Annotated in this window: 12 protein-coding genes; 4 read left to right on the plus strand and 8 right to left on the minus strand. The window is 60.6% G+C overall.

All coding sequences use genetic code 11. The features are described from left to right. Nucleotides 1–27: 27 nt before the first annotated feature. Together CD351_RS11140 and CD351_RS11145 are read right to left on the minus strand one after the other, a co-directional pair. Nucleotides 28–2118 carry a bifunctional diguanylate cyclase/phosphodiesterase gene (locus tag CD351_RS11140; RefSeq protein WP_111992710.1) on the minus strand — a complete coding sequence of 697 codons (2091 nt, stop codon included), beginning with the start codon at nt 2116–2118 and terminating at the stop codon, nt 28–30. A gap of 231 nt (nt 2119–2349) precedes the next feature. Beyond that, complete coding sequence (locus CD351_RS11145; protein WP_111992711.1) at nt 2350–4542, minus strand: bifunctional diguanylate cyclase/phosphodiesterase; 2193 nt, start codon at nt 4540–4542, stop codon at nt 2350–2352. Between the two features lie 196 nt (nt 4543–4738). On the opposite strand from CD351_RS11145, the gene CD351_RS11150 reads away from it, so the two are divergent. Then, nucleotides 4739–6436 (plus strand): alpha/beta hydrolase, encoded by a 1698-nt coding sequence (locus CD351_RS11150; protein ID WP_111992712.1) that lies wholly within the window; start codon nt 4739–4741, stop codon nt 6434–6436. A 123-nt stretch (nt 6437–6559) separates the two neighbouring features. Then, the gene (locus CD351_RS11155; protein ID WP_111993723.1) at nt 6560–7426 is read left to right on the plus strand and encodes an alpha/beta fold hydrolase; all 867 of its coding nucleotides are present in this window, start codon (nt 6560–6562) and stop codon (nt 7424–7426) included. Here CD351_RS11155 and CD351_RS11160 read toward each other — a convergent pair. Then, nucleotides 7423–8319 (minus strand): alpha/beta fold hydrolase, encoded by an 897-nt coding sequence (locus tag CD351_RS11160; RefSeq protein WP_111992713.1) that lies wholly within the window; start codon nt 8317–8319, stop codon nt 7423–7425. The genes CD351_RS11155 and CD351_RS11160 overlap by 4 nt on opposite strands. 32 nt (nt 8320–8351) lie before the next feature. Beyond that, nucleotides 8352–9299, minus strand: coding sequence for a glycerophosphodiester phosphodiesterase family protein (locus CD351_RS11165; protein ID WP_162627701.1), 948 nt, complete (start codon nt 9297–9299; stop codon nt 8352–8354). Between the two features lie 119 nt (nt 9300–9418). Between CD351_RS11165 and CD351_RS11170 the strand changes: the two genes are divergently transcribed. Both CD351_RS11170 and CD351_RS11175 read left to right on the plus strand, forming a co-directional pair. Next, on the plus strand, nt 9419–11185 hold the full coding sequence (locus CD351_RS11170) for an amidohydrolase family protein (protein WP_111992715.1): 1767 nt from the start codon (nt 9419–9421) through the stop codon (nt 11183–11185). Next, entirely contained in the window at nt 11182–12009 is an 828-nt protein-coding gene (locus tag CD351_RS11175; protein ID WP_111992716.1) for an SDR family oxidoreductase, read from the plus strand. Before CD351_RS11170 ends, CD351_RS11175 begins: the two co-directional genes overlap by 4 nt. A gap of 3 nt (nt 12010–12012) precedes the next feature. Here the strand turns inward: CD351_RS11175 and CD351_RS11180 are convergent, their stop codons facing one another. From CD351_RS11180 to dnaN, 4 genes are read right to left on the minus strand one after another with little or no spacing between them, the layout of a single operon-like run. Continuing rightward, a complete protein-coding gene (locus CD351_RS11180; protein ID WP_111992717.1) occupies nt 12013–13107 on the minus strand; it encodes a DUF2855 family protein in 1095 nt (364 codons plus the stop codon). 38 nt (nt 13108–13145) lie between these two features. Further along, nucleotides 13146–13784: a glutathione S-transferase family protein gene (locus CD351_RS11185; RefSeq protein WP_111992718.1), complete on the minus strand. Its 639-nt coding sequence runs from the start codon at nt 13782–13784 to the stop codon at nt 13146–13148. A gap of 7 nt (nt 13785–13791) precedes the next feature. Beyond that, nucleotides 13792–14217 carry a hypothetical protein gene (locus CD351_RS11190; protein ID WP_111992719.1) on the minus strand — a complete coding sequence of 142 codons (426 nt, stop codon included), beginning with the start codon at nt 14215–14217 and terminating at the stop codon, nt 13792–13794. Then, nucleotides 14217–15344: a DNA polymerase III subunit beta gene (gene dnaN, locus CD351_RS11195; RefSeq protein ID WP_111992720.1), complete on the minus strand. Its 1128-nt coding sequence runs from the start codon at nt 15342–15344 to the stop codon at nt 14217–14219. Before dnaN ends, CD351_RS11190 begins: the two co-directional genes overlap by 1 nt. Nucleotides 15345–15473 lie beyond the last annotated feature (129 nt).

A 15473-nucleotide genomic window follows, 5' to 3' on the forward strand; every position in this document is an offset into this window, starting at 1 on the left:
AAAATTGCAATCGATCGGCGAAGTGTTTCAGGCCGCTTCGTTGCGAGGCGGCGGTGCATATGCAAATTGCGGAATACTGCCGGATTGGCCGATCCCGCCACCCGGCATCGCCTTGTAGTCACCCTGCGCCAAAGCTTCGAGTGGCCGGCCTGCCGAAGCGAGCGCATAGGGGCTGACGCGGTACCGGGTGCAAAGCCCGCCTGAACCATCGTCGATCAGCGACTGCTCGAATTCGAGGCCCTGAATATCGCCATTGGTCCGTATCACCGTCGCGACCGCGAGCTGTCCGGCACCGAGGTCAACCACGAATTGCGTACCCTTGGGCACGTTCGCGAGCCCCTGGATCAATGCGCCGCTCTTGGAAAGATTGCGCAACGTAACTTCGTAGGAGTGGTCGTCGTGGATGACCTGGATCTTGCGGAAGACCGTGCGGCGGCGTGCCCGCTTGGTGCGGTCGCCGCTTGGTGCGATCTTCCATGCCTCGCCGACCAGTTCGGTCTCGACTACATCGCGGTTTACCGGCTCGGAATAGATCGGGCCTTCCATGAATTTGACGCCGCATGCCTTGAGACGGTCGAACAGCGCCACAGATTCGATCCCATTCGCGATCGTGTCCATTTCGAGCGCGCCGGCAAGCGCGACAATCGCCCGGATAAGGCCAAGCTCGCGGCCGTCATGCTCTTCCGCCTCGGCGACCAGTTTCTGATCGATCTTGATCGTGTCGAAAGGCGCACGGCGAAGGTAAGCGAGCGACGAATAACCGGAACCGAATTCGTCGAGCGTCAGCCTGATGCCCTGCTTGAACAGCAATGCCAGCACGCGGTCGACAACGTCGGTGTCGCCAAAGAAGACCGCTTCGCTGATTTCAAGCTCGAGGCGATGCGGCGGCAGATCGGCTTCTTCCAGCGCTTCAGATACCGAGTCTACAAAGCCATCGGAGGTGAACAGCGCAACCGGCACGTTTACAGCGACGCGAATACTGTCGGGCCATGTGCTCGCTTGCTGACAGGCCTCGCGAATGGCCCACAGACCCACTTCGGCGACCTGGCTGGAGCCTTCGAGGATGGACGCAAATTCGATCTCGTCGATCTCGCCGCGCTGTTCGTGGTTCCAGCAGACATGCGCTTCGAGCGCGCGCACGGTCTCTGTCGCTGCATCGACCATCGGTTCGTATTTGAGGAAAAGCTGCTCGTCGCGGACGGCCTGACCGAGATTTTCTTCCAACCGGCGCCTGAAAATCGCCTCGTTCTCAAGTTCGCCCGAGAAGAAGCGGTACTGACCGCGCCCGCCATTCTTGGCAGCATAGAGAGCAAGGTCAGCGTTTCTGACGATTTCGTCGAAGGTAACACCGTCATGCGGGGCAACTGCGATCCCGACCGAACAGCCAATGATGGCGCGGCCTTCGTCGAGGGAATAGGGCTGTTTGAGCATCGTGATGATCTTCATCGCGATTTCGCTGAGCACGCCGCGATCGTCCTGATCGGGGATCATGATCTGGAATTCGTCACCGCCCAACCGGCCAATCTCGCAATCGACCTCAATCGAGCGCTGGAGGCGATCGGACACCTGTCGCAGCAATTCATCACCAGCCGAATGGCCCAGCGTGTCGTTGACGTGTTTGAACTTGTCGAGGTCGAGCATCAGTATCGCGCAATTGCGCTTCGCCGCTTTGAACGCGGTGAGCGTCGTCTCGATCTGGTGCTTCATGCGGTGGCGGTTGGAAAGGCCGGTGAGCGAATCGTACTTGGCCAGTCGCTCGGTTTCTTCCTCGCGGTGATATTCATCGGTGATGTCGGAACCGGTGCCGCGAAACCCGATAAAGGTTTTGCCTTCAAAGGTCGGTTGGCCTGAAAGCCTCAGCACAGCGCTATCCGGACGCTTCTCTGCCCGCACGGCAAAGCCGCTGAACGACTTGTGCGCGCCAAGCATCAGCGAAAGCGACTTCGTGCGCCCTTCCCGTTCTGCCGATACAAACACGCTTGCCAGCGGTTGTCCGATAATGTCGTTGAGCGGAAGGTCCAGCCGTTCTGCGATGGCCGCACTGAGATAGGTCACCTTGCCGGTCTGGTCGCTCGCCCAAAACCAGCCGAGGCCGGATCTCTCAAGCTCGTCGAGCATGGAAAGTTTCTCTGAATCCGACAGCGCACTTGCAGCACTGCCTGCGCCGCTTCGTTTCGATGACAAGAAACCCTTGAGGGGCACCCGGTGACTTCCCTTTCCCTACGCCCGCCATTGGACGCGTTGCGTTCTTGCTCAGCCGTAAATCCGGTTGGTTATTATTACACTAATGGCATGGGTTAACGTGTAAAAAATCCTGACAATCGCCGCGAAAAGTCGGCCTGCCGCAGATCAGAGACCGTATTTGGTAATGTCGACCTCAAGGAAGGCCTTGGACCCGCCAGAGCCGCCCATGACGGCTGCAACGTCTCTGTCGTCAATGGCTCCGTAACCGCGTCCAGCCGCCTCGATCTGATATGGCGAAACACGGTGACGGGTGCAGAGGCCGCTCGATCCGTTGCTGATCAGCGGGGTTTCAAATTCCACCCCCTGGATCGAACCGTCCGACCGCTTGACGGTCGCGACCGCCAGCTGGCCACCGCCAAGATCGAGGACCACGTCCGTATCGACCGGCACATCAAGCAGCCCGTCGATCATGGCGCCCGTCTTGGAAATGTTGCGCAGGATAACATTGTATCGCGCATCGCCATGGACGAGCCCGATCTTGCGGAATTCGGTGTGGCGCTCTGCACGGTATTTTTCCGGGCCGCGCGGCTTGAATTCGATCTCACCCGCCTCGAAGCGCTCCATGAGCTGTTCGAGCGTAAGCGCGCCGGAGAAGAGATACCCCTGAAGGAGATTCGCGCCATGCTGGACGACCATGTGGTACTCGTCCTTGGCCTCGACACCTTCGGCGACGGTTTCCATGCCCATTGCCGACGCCATCGAGACGATTGCGGCGACGAGAATCCCGTTATTCGCGTCTTCGGAAGCACAGCCGCGAACGAAGCTCTGGTCGATCTTCAGTTTGTCGAACGGTGCGTTCTGCAAATAGCTCAGCGACGAATAGCCTGTCCCGAAATCGTCGAGCGCCAGTCGGATACCGATGCGCTTCAGCTTCTTGAACTGCGCGATGGTTGCTTCGAGATCGCCCACGAACACGCTTTCAGTGATTTCGAGCTCGATCCGGGACGGCTTTACCCCGGTGTCCTGAATGACCTCCTTGACCATGCCGACGAAATTCTCGCCCTGGAACTGGATCGCCGACACGTTGACGGCAACCCGGATCTCGGGCGGGCAATGGACCAGATCCTCGCACACCTTGCGCAGCGTCCATTCACCGATCTCACCGATCAAGCCCTGCTCTTCTGCAACGGGGATGAAGTCGGCAGGTGAGACGAAACCACGATGTGGATGCTCCCAACGGAGCAGCGCTTCAAGACACGCGACCTTGTGCGTGCGGGCGTCGACGATCGGCTGATAATGAACCGCGAGTTCGTCATTCGCGATCGCATCGCGCAAGTCATCCTCGATGCGTTGACGAAAATCGGCGTCCGCGCTCAATTCAGCGGAATAGAACTTGAACTGCCCGCGCCCTGAATCCTTGGCGGAATAGAGCGCCAGGTCGGCAGACTTGATCAATTCGTTTGCGTCGATCCCGTCATAGGGAGCCACCGCGATACCGATCGAGCAACCGATTATCGCGCGCGTCCCTGCAAGCGTATAGGGCTGCGAAATCATCTGAACCATTTTGTTCGCAAGGTCGGCCAGTTCACCGCGATCGTCGACATCGGGCAGGATGACCTGGAACTCATCGCCGCCCAGACGCCCGATTTCGCCGCCGCGCTGGTCGAAAATGCGGTTGAGCCGCTCTGCCACCTGCACCAGCAATTCGTCGCCTGCCGGATGACCGAGCGTGTCGTTAACCTTCTTGAAGCGGTCGAGATCCATCAGCATGATCGCGACCGAACGCTTGGACTGCTTAAAGGCGCTCAGCGTGGATTCAAGCATGCGGGTCATTCGTGAACGGTTGGCAAGACCGGTCAGGGAATCGAATTGCGCGGCATGCTCCGCCTCGCGGGCCTCTGCCAATGCCTTGGTAACATCGCGCGCGGTCCCGTGCAGGCCGCGAAATTCTCCCTGCTCGTCAAGCCGAGGTCCGGCGGAGATTTCCCACCACACTTCCTTGTTCGCAGCGGTAATCTCGACATTCAGGCACGAGATCGGACTGCGCGACTTCAGGCGAAACCTGAGCGGTCGCGAAGTGCCCCCGGTGGCAGCCGAATTGTCGGTTGCCATGAAATCAGTCAGTTCCTTGCCAAGCAGTTCATCCGGATTCAGCCCCAGAGAAGAGCTCGCCTTGGGTGAAATGTAGGTCAGACGGCCCGACGCGTCGGTCTGCCAGAACCAGCCCAGATCGGCTTTCTCCAGACCTGAAAGAAGGTCTGCGCGCCGGTCCTGTTCCTGCGCCACTTCTTGCGCAGCCTGTTTTGAAGCAGATCCAGCCCCGCCACCGCCGGCCAATTTCGAAAGCAATGAAGCCATTTTCCCTAACCGTGATTTCTAATGCACCAAATTCCAGTAACCATGAACTGGTGAAGGAATGGCTAACCCAGACAAACGCGCAATCCGCCGGTTCGTGGCGACAACCCCGCTTGCCTCTCGCCCAAAGGCACGCCATCTAGGCGCATGACACGCGCTATATGCTTAAGCATAAGCTGCCGGAAACAAGGGGAATAGGATGTCGGAAGCCAAGGTAACGCTCGAGAACGAAGCCGCACAATCGACCAATGCGCTGGGGCCGCTGATCGGTGTTGCGCGCGAAGATTTCGTCGGAGCGGTCGCATTGCTTCTGCGCGAGACCGCTTCCGATCCGAGCCGCGCCATGCGCCATGCGCGCACGATGGGCGAAGACATGGTCAAGATCATGACCGGCCAGAGCGACCTTGCCCCTCACCCCAAGGACAAGCGTTTCATGGACCCGGCGTGGCAGTACAACCCGTTCTTCCGGGCTGGCGCGCAGTATTATCTCGCGATCCAGAAGGGGATGAGCAACTGGCTCAAAGAGCTTGAACTGGACGAGCTGGAGCGCAACCGCGCGAACTTCATCGCCAACATCATTCTTGACGGCATCGCCCCGACCAACACGCTTGCCGGCAACCCTGCGGCGCAAAAGCAGATCATCAATTCCGGCGGCCTCAGCCTAATCAAGGGTCTGCAAAACGCCTATAACGACCTCGTCCATAACAAGGGCATGGTCAGCCAGGTCGACAAGCGCCCGTTCAAGCTGGGCGAGAATGTCGCGACCTCGAAAGGCAACGTCGTCTACCGCGATGAGATCATGGAGTTGATCCAGTACGCGCCGACCACGGACGAAGTATACGAGACCCCGCAACTCACCATCCCGCCTCAGATCAACAAGATGTATATCAACGACCTCTCGCCCGAGAAGTCGGTGATCAAGTGGCAGGTCGACAACGGTATCCAGACCTTCGTTATCTCATGGCGCAACCCGTCCAAGGAACAGGGCCACTGGGGCATGGACGATTACATCGCCGCTTGCGAGAAAGCGCTGGAAGTCACTTCCGAAATCACCGGATCGCCCAAGGTCAATGTGTCTTCGGGCTGTTCGGGCGGTCAGACGGCGGCGGTGCTCGCATCGAAGCTGGCAGCGCAGGGCAACGATATTCTCGGCACGCTGACGATGATGGTGTGCGTGCTGCACCCCAAGGCAACCGATATCGAGGCAGGCTCGCTCGTCAGCGAGAACGGTATGCAGATCGCCCGCCAGCGTGCGGAAAAAGCCGGGATCATCAAAGCAGACGATCTTGCGCGCGGCTTTGCCTGGCTGCGCCCCAACGATCTCATCTGGAATTACGTCATCAACAACTACCTGCTCGGCATGGACCCGCCCGCATTCGACGTGCTGTTCTGGAACGCCGATGCGACCAACCTGTCGGCGAGCCTCATGGGCGACTTCCTGACGATTTACGAAACGCTCGCTTTCACCAAGAAGGGCGAGGTCGAGATGGCCGGCCACAAGATCGACCTGTCGAAAGTCACCAGCGACCTGTTCATCCTCGGCGGCGTGACCGACCACATCACCCCATGGAAAGCAACATACCGTTCGACCCAGCTGTTCGGTTCGAAAGACGTGACCTACGTTCTTTCGCAGTCGGGCCACATGCAGGCAATCCTCAACCCACCCAGCAACCCCAAAGCCAAGTATTTCGTCCAAAAGAAGAAGGACAAGCTTCCCGCTACAGCAGACGAGTGGCTGCAGGGCACCGAAGAGGTAAAGGGCAGCTGGTGGCCGCTATGGATGGAATGGATTCAGAAACGGTCGGGCAAGAAGGTGGCAGCGCCCGAAACTGTGGGCAGCGACGCGCATCCGCCGATGGAAACCGCACCGGGACTCTACGTTCTCGAAGAAGTCTGATAAGGCCCGTTTCAGATAACAACCAAAGAGCTTATGGGAGGCACGTTTCGCAAGGGATCTGCGACACGTGCCTCCCACCCAATAAAGCGCCGGGATCGCGCGCATGAAAAGGACGATACTTACGTGAGCGAAACCAGGGACGACCCCATGCACGGGGCGGACGTTTCGATGGAGCAGGTGGGCGGCCGGACGCTCAGGGTGGCACGCTGGAGGCTTGATGAGCCTTCCGACCATCTGCCGGTCCTTTTCTTCAACGGCATTGGCGCGAATATCGAGGCGGTGGCCCCGCTGGCTGAGGCTTTGCCAGAGCGTCCGTTCATCATGTTCGACATGCCGGGAGTGGGCGGTTCACCTGACCCGCTCATGCCTTACAATCCCTTCACCATGAGCTGGACGGCTGCACAGCTGCTCGATCATCTGGGCGTTGGCGATGTGGATGTCATGGGGATCAGCTGGGGCGGCGGCATGGCACAGCATTTCGCGATGCAGCATGCAGGCCGCGTGCGCCGCGTTGTCCTGATCGCCACCAGCGCGGGCATGCTGATGATGCCGGGCAGCCCCAAGGCGCTGACCAAGATGGCCAACCCGCGTCGCTACGTCGACACAGACTACATGATGCAGAATTTCGAGACGCTCTATGGCGAGGGCCTGGGAGCAGGTCCGGGCAAAAAGGGGCACATGTCGCGCCTTCAGCCGCCATCACCGCGCGGCTATATGTACCAGTTGCTCTGCATGATCGGCTGGACCAGCGCGCCTGCCCTGCCTTTCCTGCTCAATCAGGAAACGCTGATCATGATGGGCGATGAAGACGCCATTGTTCCGCTGGCGAATGGCAAGTTCCTGAACACGCTCATTCGCAACAGCGAGCTGAAAATCATGCTGGGTGGCGGGCACCTGTTCCTGCTCAGCCACAAGGATGAGAGCGTGGACGCGATCCGCGAGTTTCTTGACCGGGCCGATAGTGAAAGAAAAGCAGCAGCCGCCGCCTAAACGTCGGGTAGCCATTCGCTCATGGCGGCGTTGATTTCATCGGGAATATCCTGCTGAACCCAATGCGAGGCGTGGGGATAGCGGCGCACGGTGAGGTCGCTCACATATTCCTCCATCCCGTCGAGGACGTGGATGTCGATCGCGACATCCTGCTCACCCCAAAGCACCAGCGTCGGCACGTCGACCAGCCCCGCGCCGGTGTCGCGCGCATCGGGCCGCCTTAAAAGCGCGCGGTAGTAATTAAACATCGCCGTCAGAGCGCCGGGCTGCGCCGCCGCTTCGCGATAGGGAGCGACTTCCTCGCGGGTGAAGAGTGCCTTGTTGACTGCGGAATCCCGGAAGATGCGCCCGATTGGCGCTGCCCTTCCCCGCCCGAGCAACCATTCGGGTATCCATGGCAGCTGGAAGAAGAAGATGTACCAGCTTTTCTTCTGCTGACGCCACTTCTTCAATTCGCGCCTCGCACAGCGCGGATGCGGAACGTTGAGGATGATGAGGCGGGTCAAAGGGCGCACCTTCAGGATTGCAAAGTACCACGCGATGATCGCGCCCCAGTCATGCGCGATGAGCGTGACCTTCTTCGCGCCGCTTCCATCGATCAGCGCCGCCACGTCCTGTGCGAGCGTGCGCAGGCGGTATGCGTCCGTCCCCTTGGGCCGATCCGTCGCTCCATAGCCGCGAAGGTTCGGTGCCCAGACGCGGTAACCCTTGCCAGCAAGCATCGGCATCTGGTGCCGCCACGAATAATGCAGCTCGGGAAAGCCGTGCAGGCACAGGGCCAGATGTTCGCCCTCACCCGCCTCGGCGACTTCGAATGTCAGCCCGTTCGCCTCCACCCAGCGGATGGCGATGTCGCTATCTGCGGGCGGGTTCCAGCTTGGTTTTCTCTCCATCCCGCATCGCTATCATCACCTGTTCACAGGAGCTAGCCTTCGCCGCGGATGACCCCGCATGATCCGGCCTGCGGCAACCGCCCCGCCTCGGCTAGCGCGGCAGCGGCTTCGCGCGGGCGATCGGTGGCGAGGATATCCACCCCGCCTTGCGAAAGTTCGGCATACCGTTCGTCAGTGCCGAAGCGGTCGATCACATTGTCGATCGAATTGGGAGAGCGGCCCAAGGTCCCGAAAATGACTTCGATGTCTTCGCCATCCAGCTGCGAGTAGAGGTCGGGTCGCGGAATGCGCGTTCCGGTGAAGGCTATGATGTTTGCATCCGGGATTCCGGCGGCCCTCGCCGCGTCCAGCTCGCCCAGATCACTGAGCGATAATGACAACGGCGCCTCGGGCCACAATTCGAGCATCCGGTTCGCAGCGTCCAGCGAGTAGGCGATCAGGATCACGTTCCCCTCGCTTGCGGTTTCCCGGACAAGTCCGATCACTTCCGCATAATCGGCAGTGCGCTTGAAATCGATCTGGAGCACGGTGCGACCTTTCGCCCATTCGAGCGCAGCGCGCAGGGTCGGCACGCGGTACGGCGTCACCCAGCCAGCTTCGTCGACCAGCCGCAATTGTTCGACTTCGCTCCACGCAACGTCTGTTACCGCGCCGGTGCCGGTTGTGGTCCGGTCGAGCGTGCGATCGTGCATCAGGTAATGCACGCCATCAGGACTGCGCGCGACATCGACTTCCATGATAGCCGGGATGGCGGTGAGGACAGCGTCCATCGTCTCAATCGCATTTTCCGGCAGGCCCGGCGACGGACCGCCGCGATGAGCCGAGATCAGGGTCCGCCCGTTCTCCTCGTGACAATCCACCATCGCCGACAGCCCGTTTGCTGGCACAATTCTCCAGCCGCCATCGTCAGACTGACCATGGGCCGGAAGGGCGAGAGCGGCGATCGCCAGAGCGGCAACGAGGGGTTTCCAAACAATCATCAAGGGCATCTCCTTCGATCCGTCTGATAGCGAGATCGCCCTGCATTTGCATGACTGTCTCGTTCTGGACAATCAGGTTTCATTGTGAGACCTTCCGCAGCCGAGAGAGGAGACATTTCATGCCAGCATTCGACCTCATCATCAGGGGCGGAACCATCGTCGATGGAACCGGGCGAGAGCGCTTCACCGGAGACGTCGCAGTAAGGGACGGCATCATCGCGCAGGTTGGCACTGTCACCGGCGATGCGGAGCGTGAAATTGACGCAAGCGGCAAGATCGTCGCGCCCGGCTTTGTCGACATCCATACGCATTACGATGGGCAGGCGACCTGGGATCAGGAGATGGCTCCGTCGAGCTGGCATGGCGTCACGACGGTCGTCATGGGCAATTGCGGCGTCGGCTTTGCCCCTGCCAAGCCCGACCGGCACGAATGGCTGATCAGTCTGATGGAAGGGGTCGAGGACATTCCCGGCACTGCTCTTGCCGAAGGGATCACCTGGGATTGGGAGACCTTCCCCGAATATCTCGACGCGCTCGAAAAGCTGCCGAGGACGGTCGATATCGGCACGCATGTCCCGCACGGCGCGGTGCGCGCCTATGTGCTCGGCGACCGCGAGCAGCCGGGTGCCGTTCCCACCTCCGAAGATATCGCCAAGATGAGCGCAATCGTCGAAGAAGGCGTGCGCGCCGGTGCTCTTGGTTTTTCGACCTCGCGAACCGTCCTGCACAAGTCTGTCGACGGAGAGCTAGTCCCCGGAACCACCGCGACGCCCGAAGAACTGGTCGCAATCGGTCACGCCATGGGCCGCGCCAAGGATGCGGGCGGCCACGCGGTGTTCGAAATGGCAAGCGACCTCCAGCGCGACTGGAACGAGTTCGAATGGATGGGCAAGCTGAGCCGTGAGGCAGGCATTCCGGTGACCTTTGCAGCGCTCGAAAGCATCGCCAAGGAAATGCCGCTCAAAGAACAGATCGAGACGATGCGGACCGAGAACGACAACGGCGCGAACATCGTTGCCCAGATCGCTCTGCGCGGAAACGGGATCATCATGGCGTGGCAGGGCACGGTGAACCCCTTCGTCTACCGCCCCAGCTGGCAGGCCATCGCAGAACTTCCCTGGGAAGAGCAGAAAGCAAAACTGCTTGATCCTGCCTTTAAGAAACAGCTGCTATCCGAAGCCAACGACTATTCCGAAGCGCCGATGGACATCATCGGTGTCGTCATGGTCATCACCCAAGGCTGGGCGCTGCAATATGAGATGGACCCGGATTTCGACTACGAACCGGACGAAACCGCCAGCGTGAACGCGCGCGCCAAGGCCGCTGGCGTGGACCCGCAGGAATATGCTTACGACATGCTGTGCCGCGAGGATGGGACCGGCTTCATCTACCTGCCGATCCTTAACTACGCGGAAGGCAATCTCGACTTCCTCCACCCGCTCCAGCACGCCGACGATACCGTCAATTCGCTGTCCGATGGCGGCGCGCATTGCGGAACGATCTGCGATGCGGCCTCGCCCACTTTCATGCTTGAACACTGGGTGCGCGATCGCAAGCGCGGTGATCGCATCACGCTCGAAAACGCCATCAAGCGCCAGTGCCGCGATACTGCGATGCTTTACGGTCTCGAAGATCGCGGGGTCATCGCGCCGGGCTATCTCGCCGATATCAATGTGATCGACATGGAGCGCCTGAAGCTGGGCCGCCCGTGGCTTGCCTTCGACCTTCCTGCTGGTGGTAAGCGCCTGCTGCAAAAGGCCGATGGCTATGTCTGCACGATCAAGAACGGCGTGGTCACGTTCGAGGAAGGCAAGTGGACCGGAGAGGCACCCGGCGGCCTGATCCGAGGCCCGCAGCGCGCCGAGCTTGCGGAAGCGGCCGAATGACCGCATTTGCGGCCCAGCCCGGCGACTGGGCCGTCATTACCGGAGCCGGGCGCGGGATTGGCCGGTGGCTCGCGCAGCACTTCGCCGCCAAGGGCATGCACATCTGCGCGCTCGATATCGACGCTTACGAGGCGGAGGAAACGGCGCGGCTGTGCGGCGATCAGTCGGTTGCGCATGGCTGCGATGTGTCGGACGCCAAAGAGACGCAGCGGGTGGCCGAGAAACTGATCGCCCAGGGGGTCGAGCCGTCGCTGCTGTGGATCAACGCAGGCGTGGGGAGCGCAGATACGGTCAGTTCCGCAAAGGATAGCACGCTTGAATGGTTGATGGGCGTCAACGTGATGGGCCCGATGCATACGGCGCGGGCGTGGTTGCCGTCACTCAAGGCCCGCAAAGGCGCGCGCCATGTCGGCATCACCGCGAGCTCTGCCTCCGTCGTACCGGTAAGCGGCCCCTTCACGCTCTACGCCACGACCAAGCAGATGACTGCCGCCATTGGCGAAGCGCTGACCGCTGAGCTTGCGGGGGACGATATCGGCGTCACGATCCTTTGCCCCGGCATCCTCAACACCCAGATCTGGAACGCCGCGCAAGCCCGGCCAGAACGCTTTGGCGGTGCGCGCCAGAGCCCGGATGAGATCGGAGACCATTGGCGCGCTCAGCCCGGTCCCGAAGTGCTGGCCGATGGGGTGGACGCAACGCTCGCCATGGGCGGCGGATGGTGCATTATCCCCACCGAAGCCAACACCCGGCAGAAGATGGCCGAACGCCACGGTGCGCAGCGTTCGGGCCTGTTCGATTACGCCATCGTGGAGCCTGATTGAACCCTACGGTTCGATCACGATCCCCTTTGCCGGATCAACGCTTCCACCGACCATTTCGAGAAAGGTTTCCCGCGCAGCGTCGAGGCCCTTGAGCTTGACGATCTCCACTTCTCCCTCGACCGAGTCGAGAAATGCGTGCCACGTTGCAGCGACAAGCTTGCCGCCTTCGACAGGGCCATGCTCCTTGAAGAACGCGACCGCATGGTCGGGCGCAAAGAACAAGGTCGGCTTTGGCCCGGGAAGCTCGCCATCCTGATTGAAGCTCGACCGCGCCTCTATGTGAGTTGCACCGACGAGGCATGAATATTTGAGCATGGCGTTGAAGTGTTCGTGCAGCTTGCCAAGAACCTCTGCATTGCCGGCAAAGTCTACCGTCACGCAATCATTGAGCGAGAGCGTCCCGATCTCCGCGTAGGTGTAGACATCATCGTAAAGTCCGGTTTCCTCGACGAATTCGACATTCGCTTCCGAGGTAAGGCCAATGCGCTTGATGTCGGGCGAATTCTGCTTGGCGACGCTGGCGAGGCCCATGGCCGTTTTCGAAGAAGCGCTGGTCATGATCACCTCGGTCGCATCGAACCAGCCTTCCTTGCGCATGAAGTATTCGATCAGGAATCCGGTCTTGAACAGAGGACCGTAGATCATGCGCTCCGCCTCGCGGGCCGGATCGTGCTCGGGGTCGGCGGCGAGGCGCGAATACTGGTTGTAGATCGGGCTCATGGGCTGGCGATGCTCGGCCATGTCCATAAAACTGCTGTCTGAGACCTTGCCCGGGATGACATCGAGATGCGTTGCCATGGGGAGGTAGCCATAGACCCTTTCGCCAACGTCGATCTCGTCGGAATTGCTTTCGATCACCTTGGCGTGCCCCCACATCGGGACGATCCCCTTGCCATCGGCATCTGCTCCCGCAGGCGGGAAGAAATTCCAGTACCCGAACCCGTCACCCACGACCGCGTAGGTGATGTTGTTCGCCGTGACCGAAAAGCTCTCAACCTCTAGCCGGATCGCACCTTCGGCAAGATCGCCGGGCTGGATCGCGACATTCTCGGCATCGGTCAGCGCGTCTTTTCGGGCCTGGATTTGATTAAGGGTCATGCGTCGGTGTCTCCTCTTTACGAGGAAGCCTTAACCGATCAAACTTCGCTTTCCCACCGTGTAGCGACGATCGAGGGGCGTTTTTCGCACGAGGCGAGCCAGCCGTGCAGCCGGTCGCATTGCACAATCCCGGCCTTGCCTTGCGGGGTGAGCTGTACCGACCGCACAATCGGGTAAAGGAAGACATCTGCGAGCGTAAACCCGAGCGATGTCCAGGCACCGTCTTTGCTCAATTCACCTTCGATAAAGCCGAGCGCGCGGCTGACAGCGGGAAGCGCGCGCTGGATCGTATCCTCGTCCAGAGGAAAGCCGCCCACCCGGTGCATGATCCACGGCATGACGAGACCGTTCTCGAAGATCGGGAAGAGATAATTGTTTGCCAGCGCGATCCATCTGTCCATCACCGCACGCTTTGCCGGATCGCTTGGCTGAAGCGCGCCAGCATTGTGGACGTTGTCGAGATAGTGCGAGATTGCGACGCTTTCTATCAGTTCCAGCCCGTCCACCTCGACAACCGGCACCTTGCCGAATGGGTGGCGGTTTTGCGGAGACTGCGCGGCGGTTGCGATTGTTTCGTGCGAAAGCCCTGCCTCCTCGCACGTAATCTCGACGATCCGTGTGTAGGTGGAGATCACCGTCCCGAAAATGCGAACGTCGGGCGGCGACAAATCGCCCATCGCGCGACTATCCGGCAGGCTGGCCGTCAGCGGGCGCAGCGTCGGCTTCGCTCGGCATCATTTCGGCCATGGCCCGCCCTGCCCGTTCAAGTCTCGCTCCAAAAGCGCGCATGCGGACCGAACAGGTTTGCGCGATCTGTTGCGGGTCGGACGCGGCATAGGCGGGGTAGCGCGCGGTGAACGCCTCGGTCAGGCCCGTACCGCGCAGCGCCTCGTATCGTCCGGTGAAATAGGTGAAGGCGCTGGTTAGAGCCGCTCGGCTCTCTGGCGTCATCTCTGCCTGGGATTCGGCCATCAGCGCACCGACATACATGGCACAATCGAGATCGTCTTCGGGCGTGAAGGCGGTGTTTTCACCTGCGCTCTGCGCGAAGCTAGCGCTCGCCAGTATCAGCAATCCCGATCCTGCAAAGATTCCCCCCAGAACCCTCATCACACGCGCATCGGCATGAGAACGTAAAGCGCCGGGCTGCTATCGCTTTCACGGATCAGGGTCGGAGCGCCCGCGTCCGCAAGGTGAAGCTCGATCTCTTCCGAATCGAACTGGCCGAGGATGTCCTTGAGATAATTCGCGTTGAAGCCGATTTCGAACCCATCGCTCTTGTAATCGGCCATCAGCTCTTCGGCAGCGTTGCCGTTATCGGGCGACGTGACCGAAAGAGTGACCTTGTCCGCATCAAGCCCCATCTTGACCGCGCGGGTCTTTTCCGTGGCGATGGTCGCCACGCGGTCGACGCCTTCGAAAAACAGCTTGGGATCGACCCGCAGCAGCTTGTCGTTCCCCGTGGGAATGACGCGGCTGTAATCGGGGAATGTCCCATCGATCAGCTTGCTGGTCAGGACCACGCCGCCCTCACCGCTAAGCGTGAAGCGGATCTTGGAGGCCGACAGGTCCACCTGGACAGAACCGTCGAGCGCCTCTTCGAGCAGCTTGCGCAGTTCCGCGACTGCTTTTCGCGGCACGATCACGTCCGGCATGCCCTCCGCCCCGTCAGGACGCGCCAGCGTGAAGCGCGCGAGGCGGTGACCGTCGGTGGCCGCCGCCTTGAGCACGGGCTCATCCTCGTCGGTGACGTGCAGGAAGATGCCGTTGAGGTAGTAGCGCGTCTCTTCGGTCGAGATCGCAAAGCGGGTTGCGTCGATCATCTGCGCCAGAGTGCGCGCGGGGATTTCGAAGCTGGTCGGAAGATCGCCTTCGACAATTACCGGGAAATCGTCGCGCGGCAGTGTCGGCAGCTTGAACCGCGCACGCCCGGCCTTGACCTCCATCCGGTTCTCGGCCGTCTCGAGGCTGACCTGCGATCCGTCGGGAAGCTTGCGAGCGATGTCGAACAGGAGATGCGCCGACACCGTGATCGCGCCGGGGCTTTCGACCGAGGATGCGCTCATCGTCTCGACCACTTGCAGGTCGAGGTCAGTCGCCATCACCCTCACGCTTCCGCCGTCGCTCGCGTCGATCAGGACGTTAGACAGGATCGGAATGGTGTTGCGGCGTTCGACAACCGACTGAACATGAGAGAGACAACGCAGGAGCGTCGCGCGTTCGATCGTAGCCTTCATCAGCTTTCAACCTATCGTTGTTTTGTGTGCGGCCCCCACGGATGCGGAATCGCTCCCGAAAGCGCCCTTGGTCCGGAAAACCTTAGCGCGGCTGTCACCACGGGCAAGTTTGTCGCTGTGCGAGTGCAG

It is taken from the genome of Erythrobacter sp. KY5 (genome assembly GCF_003264115.1).
GTDB lineage: Bacteria > Pseudomonadota > Alphaproteobacteria > Sphingomonadales > Sphingomonadaceae > Erythrobacter.

Bases quoted from the DNA above. Each gene is read 5' to 3' on its own strand.
- dnaN (WP_111992720.1), bottom strand. From the start codon at position 15,344: ATGAAGGCTACGATCGAACGCGCGACGCTCCTGCGTTGTCTCTCTCAT.
- CD351_RS11150 (WP_111992712.1), top strand. From the start codon at position 4,739: ATGTCGGAAGCCAAGGTAACGCTCGAGAACGAAGCCGCACAATCGACC.
- CD351_RS11145 (WP_111992711.1), bottom strand. From the start codon at position 4,542: ATGGCTTCATTGCTTTCGAAATTGGCCGGCGGTGGCGGGGCTGGATCT.
- CD351_RS11185 (WP_111992718.1), bottom strand. From the start codon at position 13,784: ATGGGCGATTTGTCGCCGCCCGACGTTCGCATTTTCGGGACGGTGATC.
- CD351_RS11190 (WP_111992719.1), bottom strand. From the start codon at position 14,217: ATGAGGGTTCTGGGGGGAATCTTTGCAGGATCGGGATTGCTGATACTG.
- CD351_RS11140 (WP_111992710.1), bottom strand. From the start codon at position 2,118: ATGCTCGACGAGCTTGAGAGATCCGGCCTCGGCTGGTTTTGGGCGAGC.
- CD351_RS11165 (WP_162627701.1), bottom strand. From the start codon at position 9,299: ATGATTGTTTGGAAACCCCTCGTTGCCGCTCTGGCGATCGCCGCTCTC.
- CD351_RS11175 (WP_111992716.1), top strand. From the start codon at position 11,182: ATGACCGCATTTGCGGCCCAGCCCGGCGACTGGGCCGTCATTACCGGA.
- CD351_RS11180 (WP_111992717.1), bottom strand. From the start codon at position 13,107: ATGACCCTTAATCAAATCCAGGCCCGAAAAGACGCGCTGACCGATGCC.
- CD351_RS11170 (WP_111992715.1), top strand. From the start codon at position 9,419: ATGCCAGCATTCGACCTCATCATCAGGGGCGGAACCATCGTCGATGGA.
- CD351_RS11160 (WP_111992713.1), bottom strand. From the start codon at position 8,319: ATGGAGAGAAAACCAAGCTGGAACCCGCCCGCAGATAGCGACATCGCC.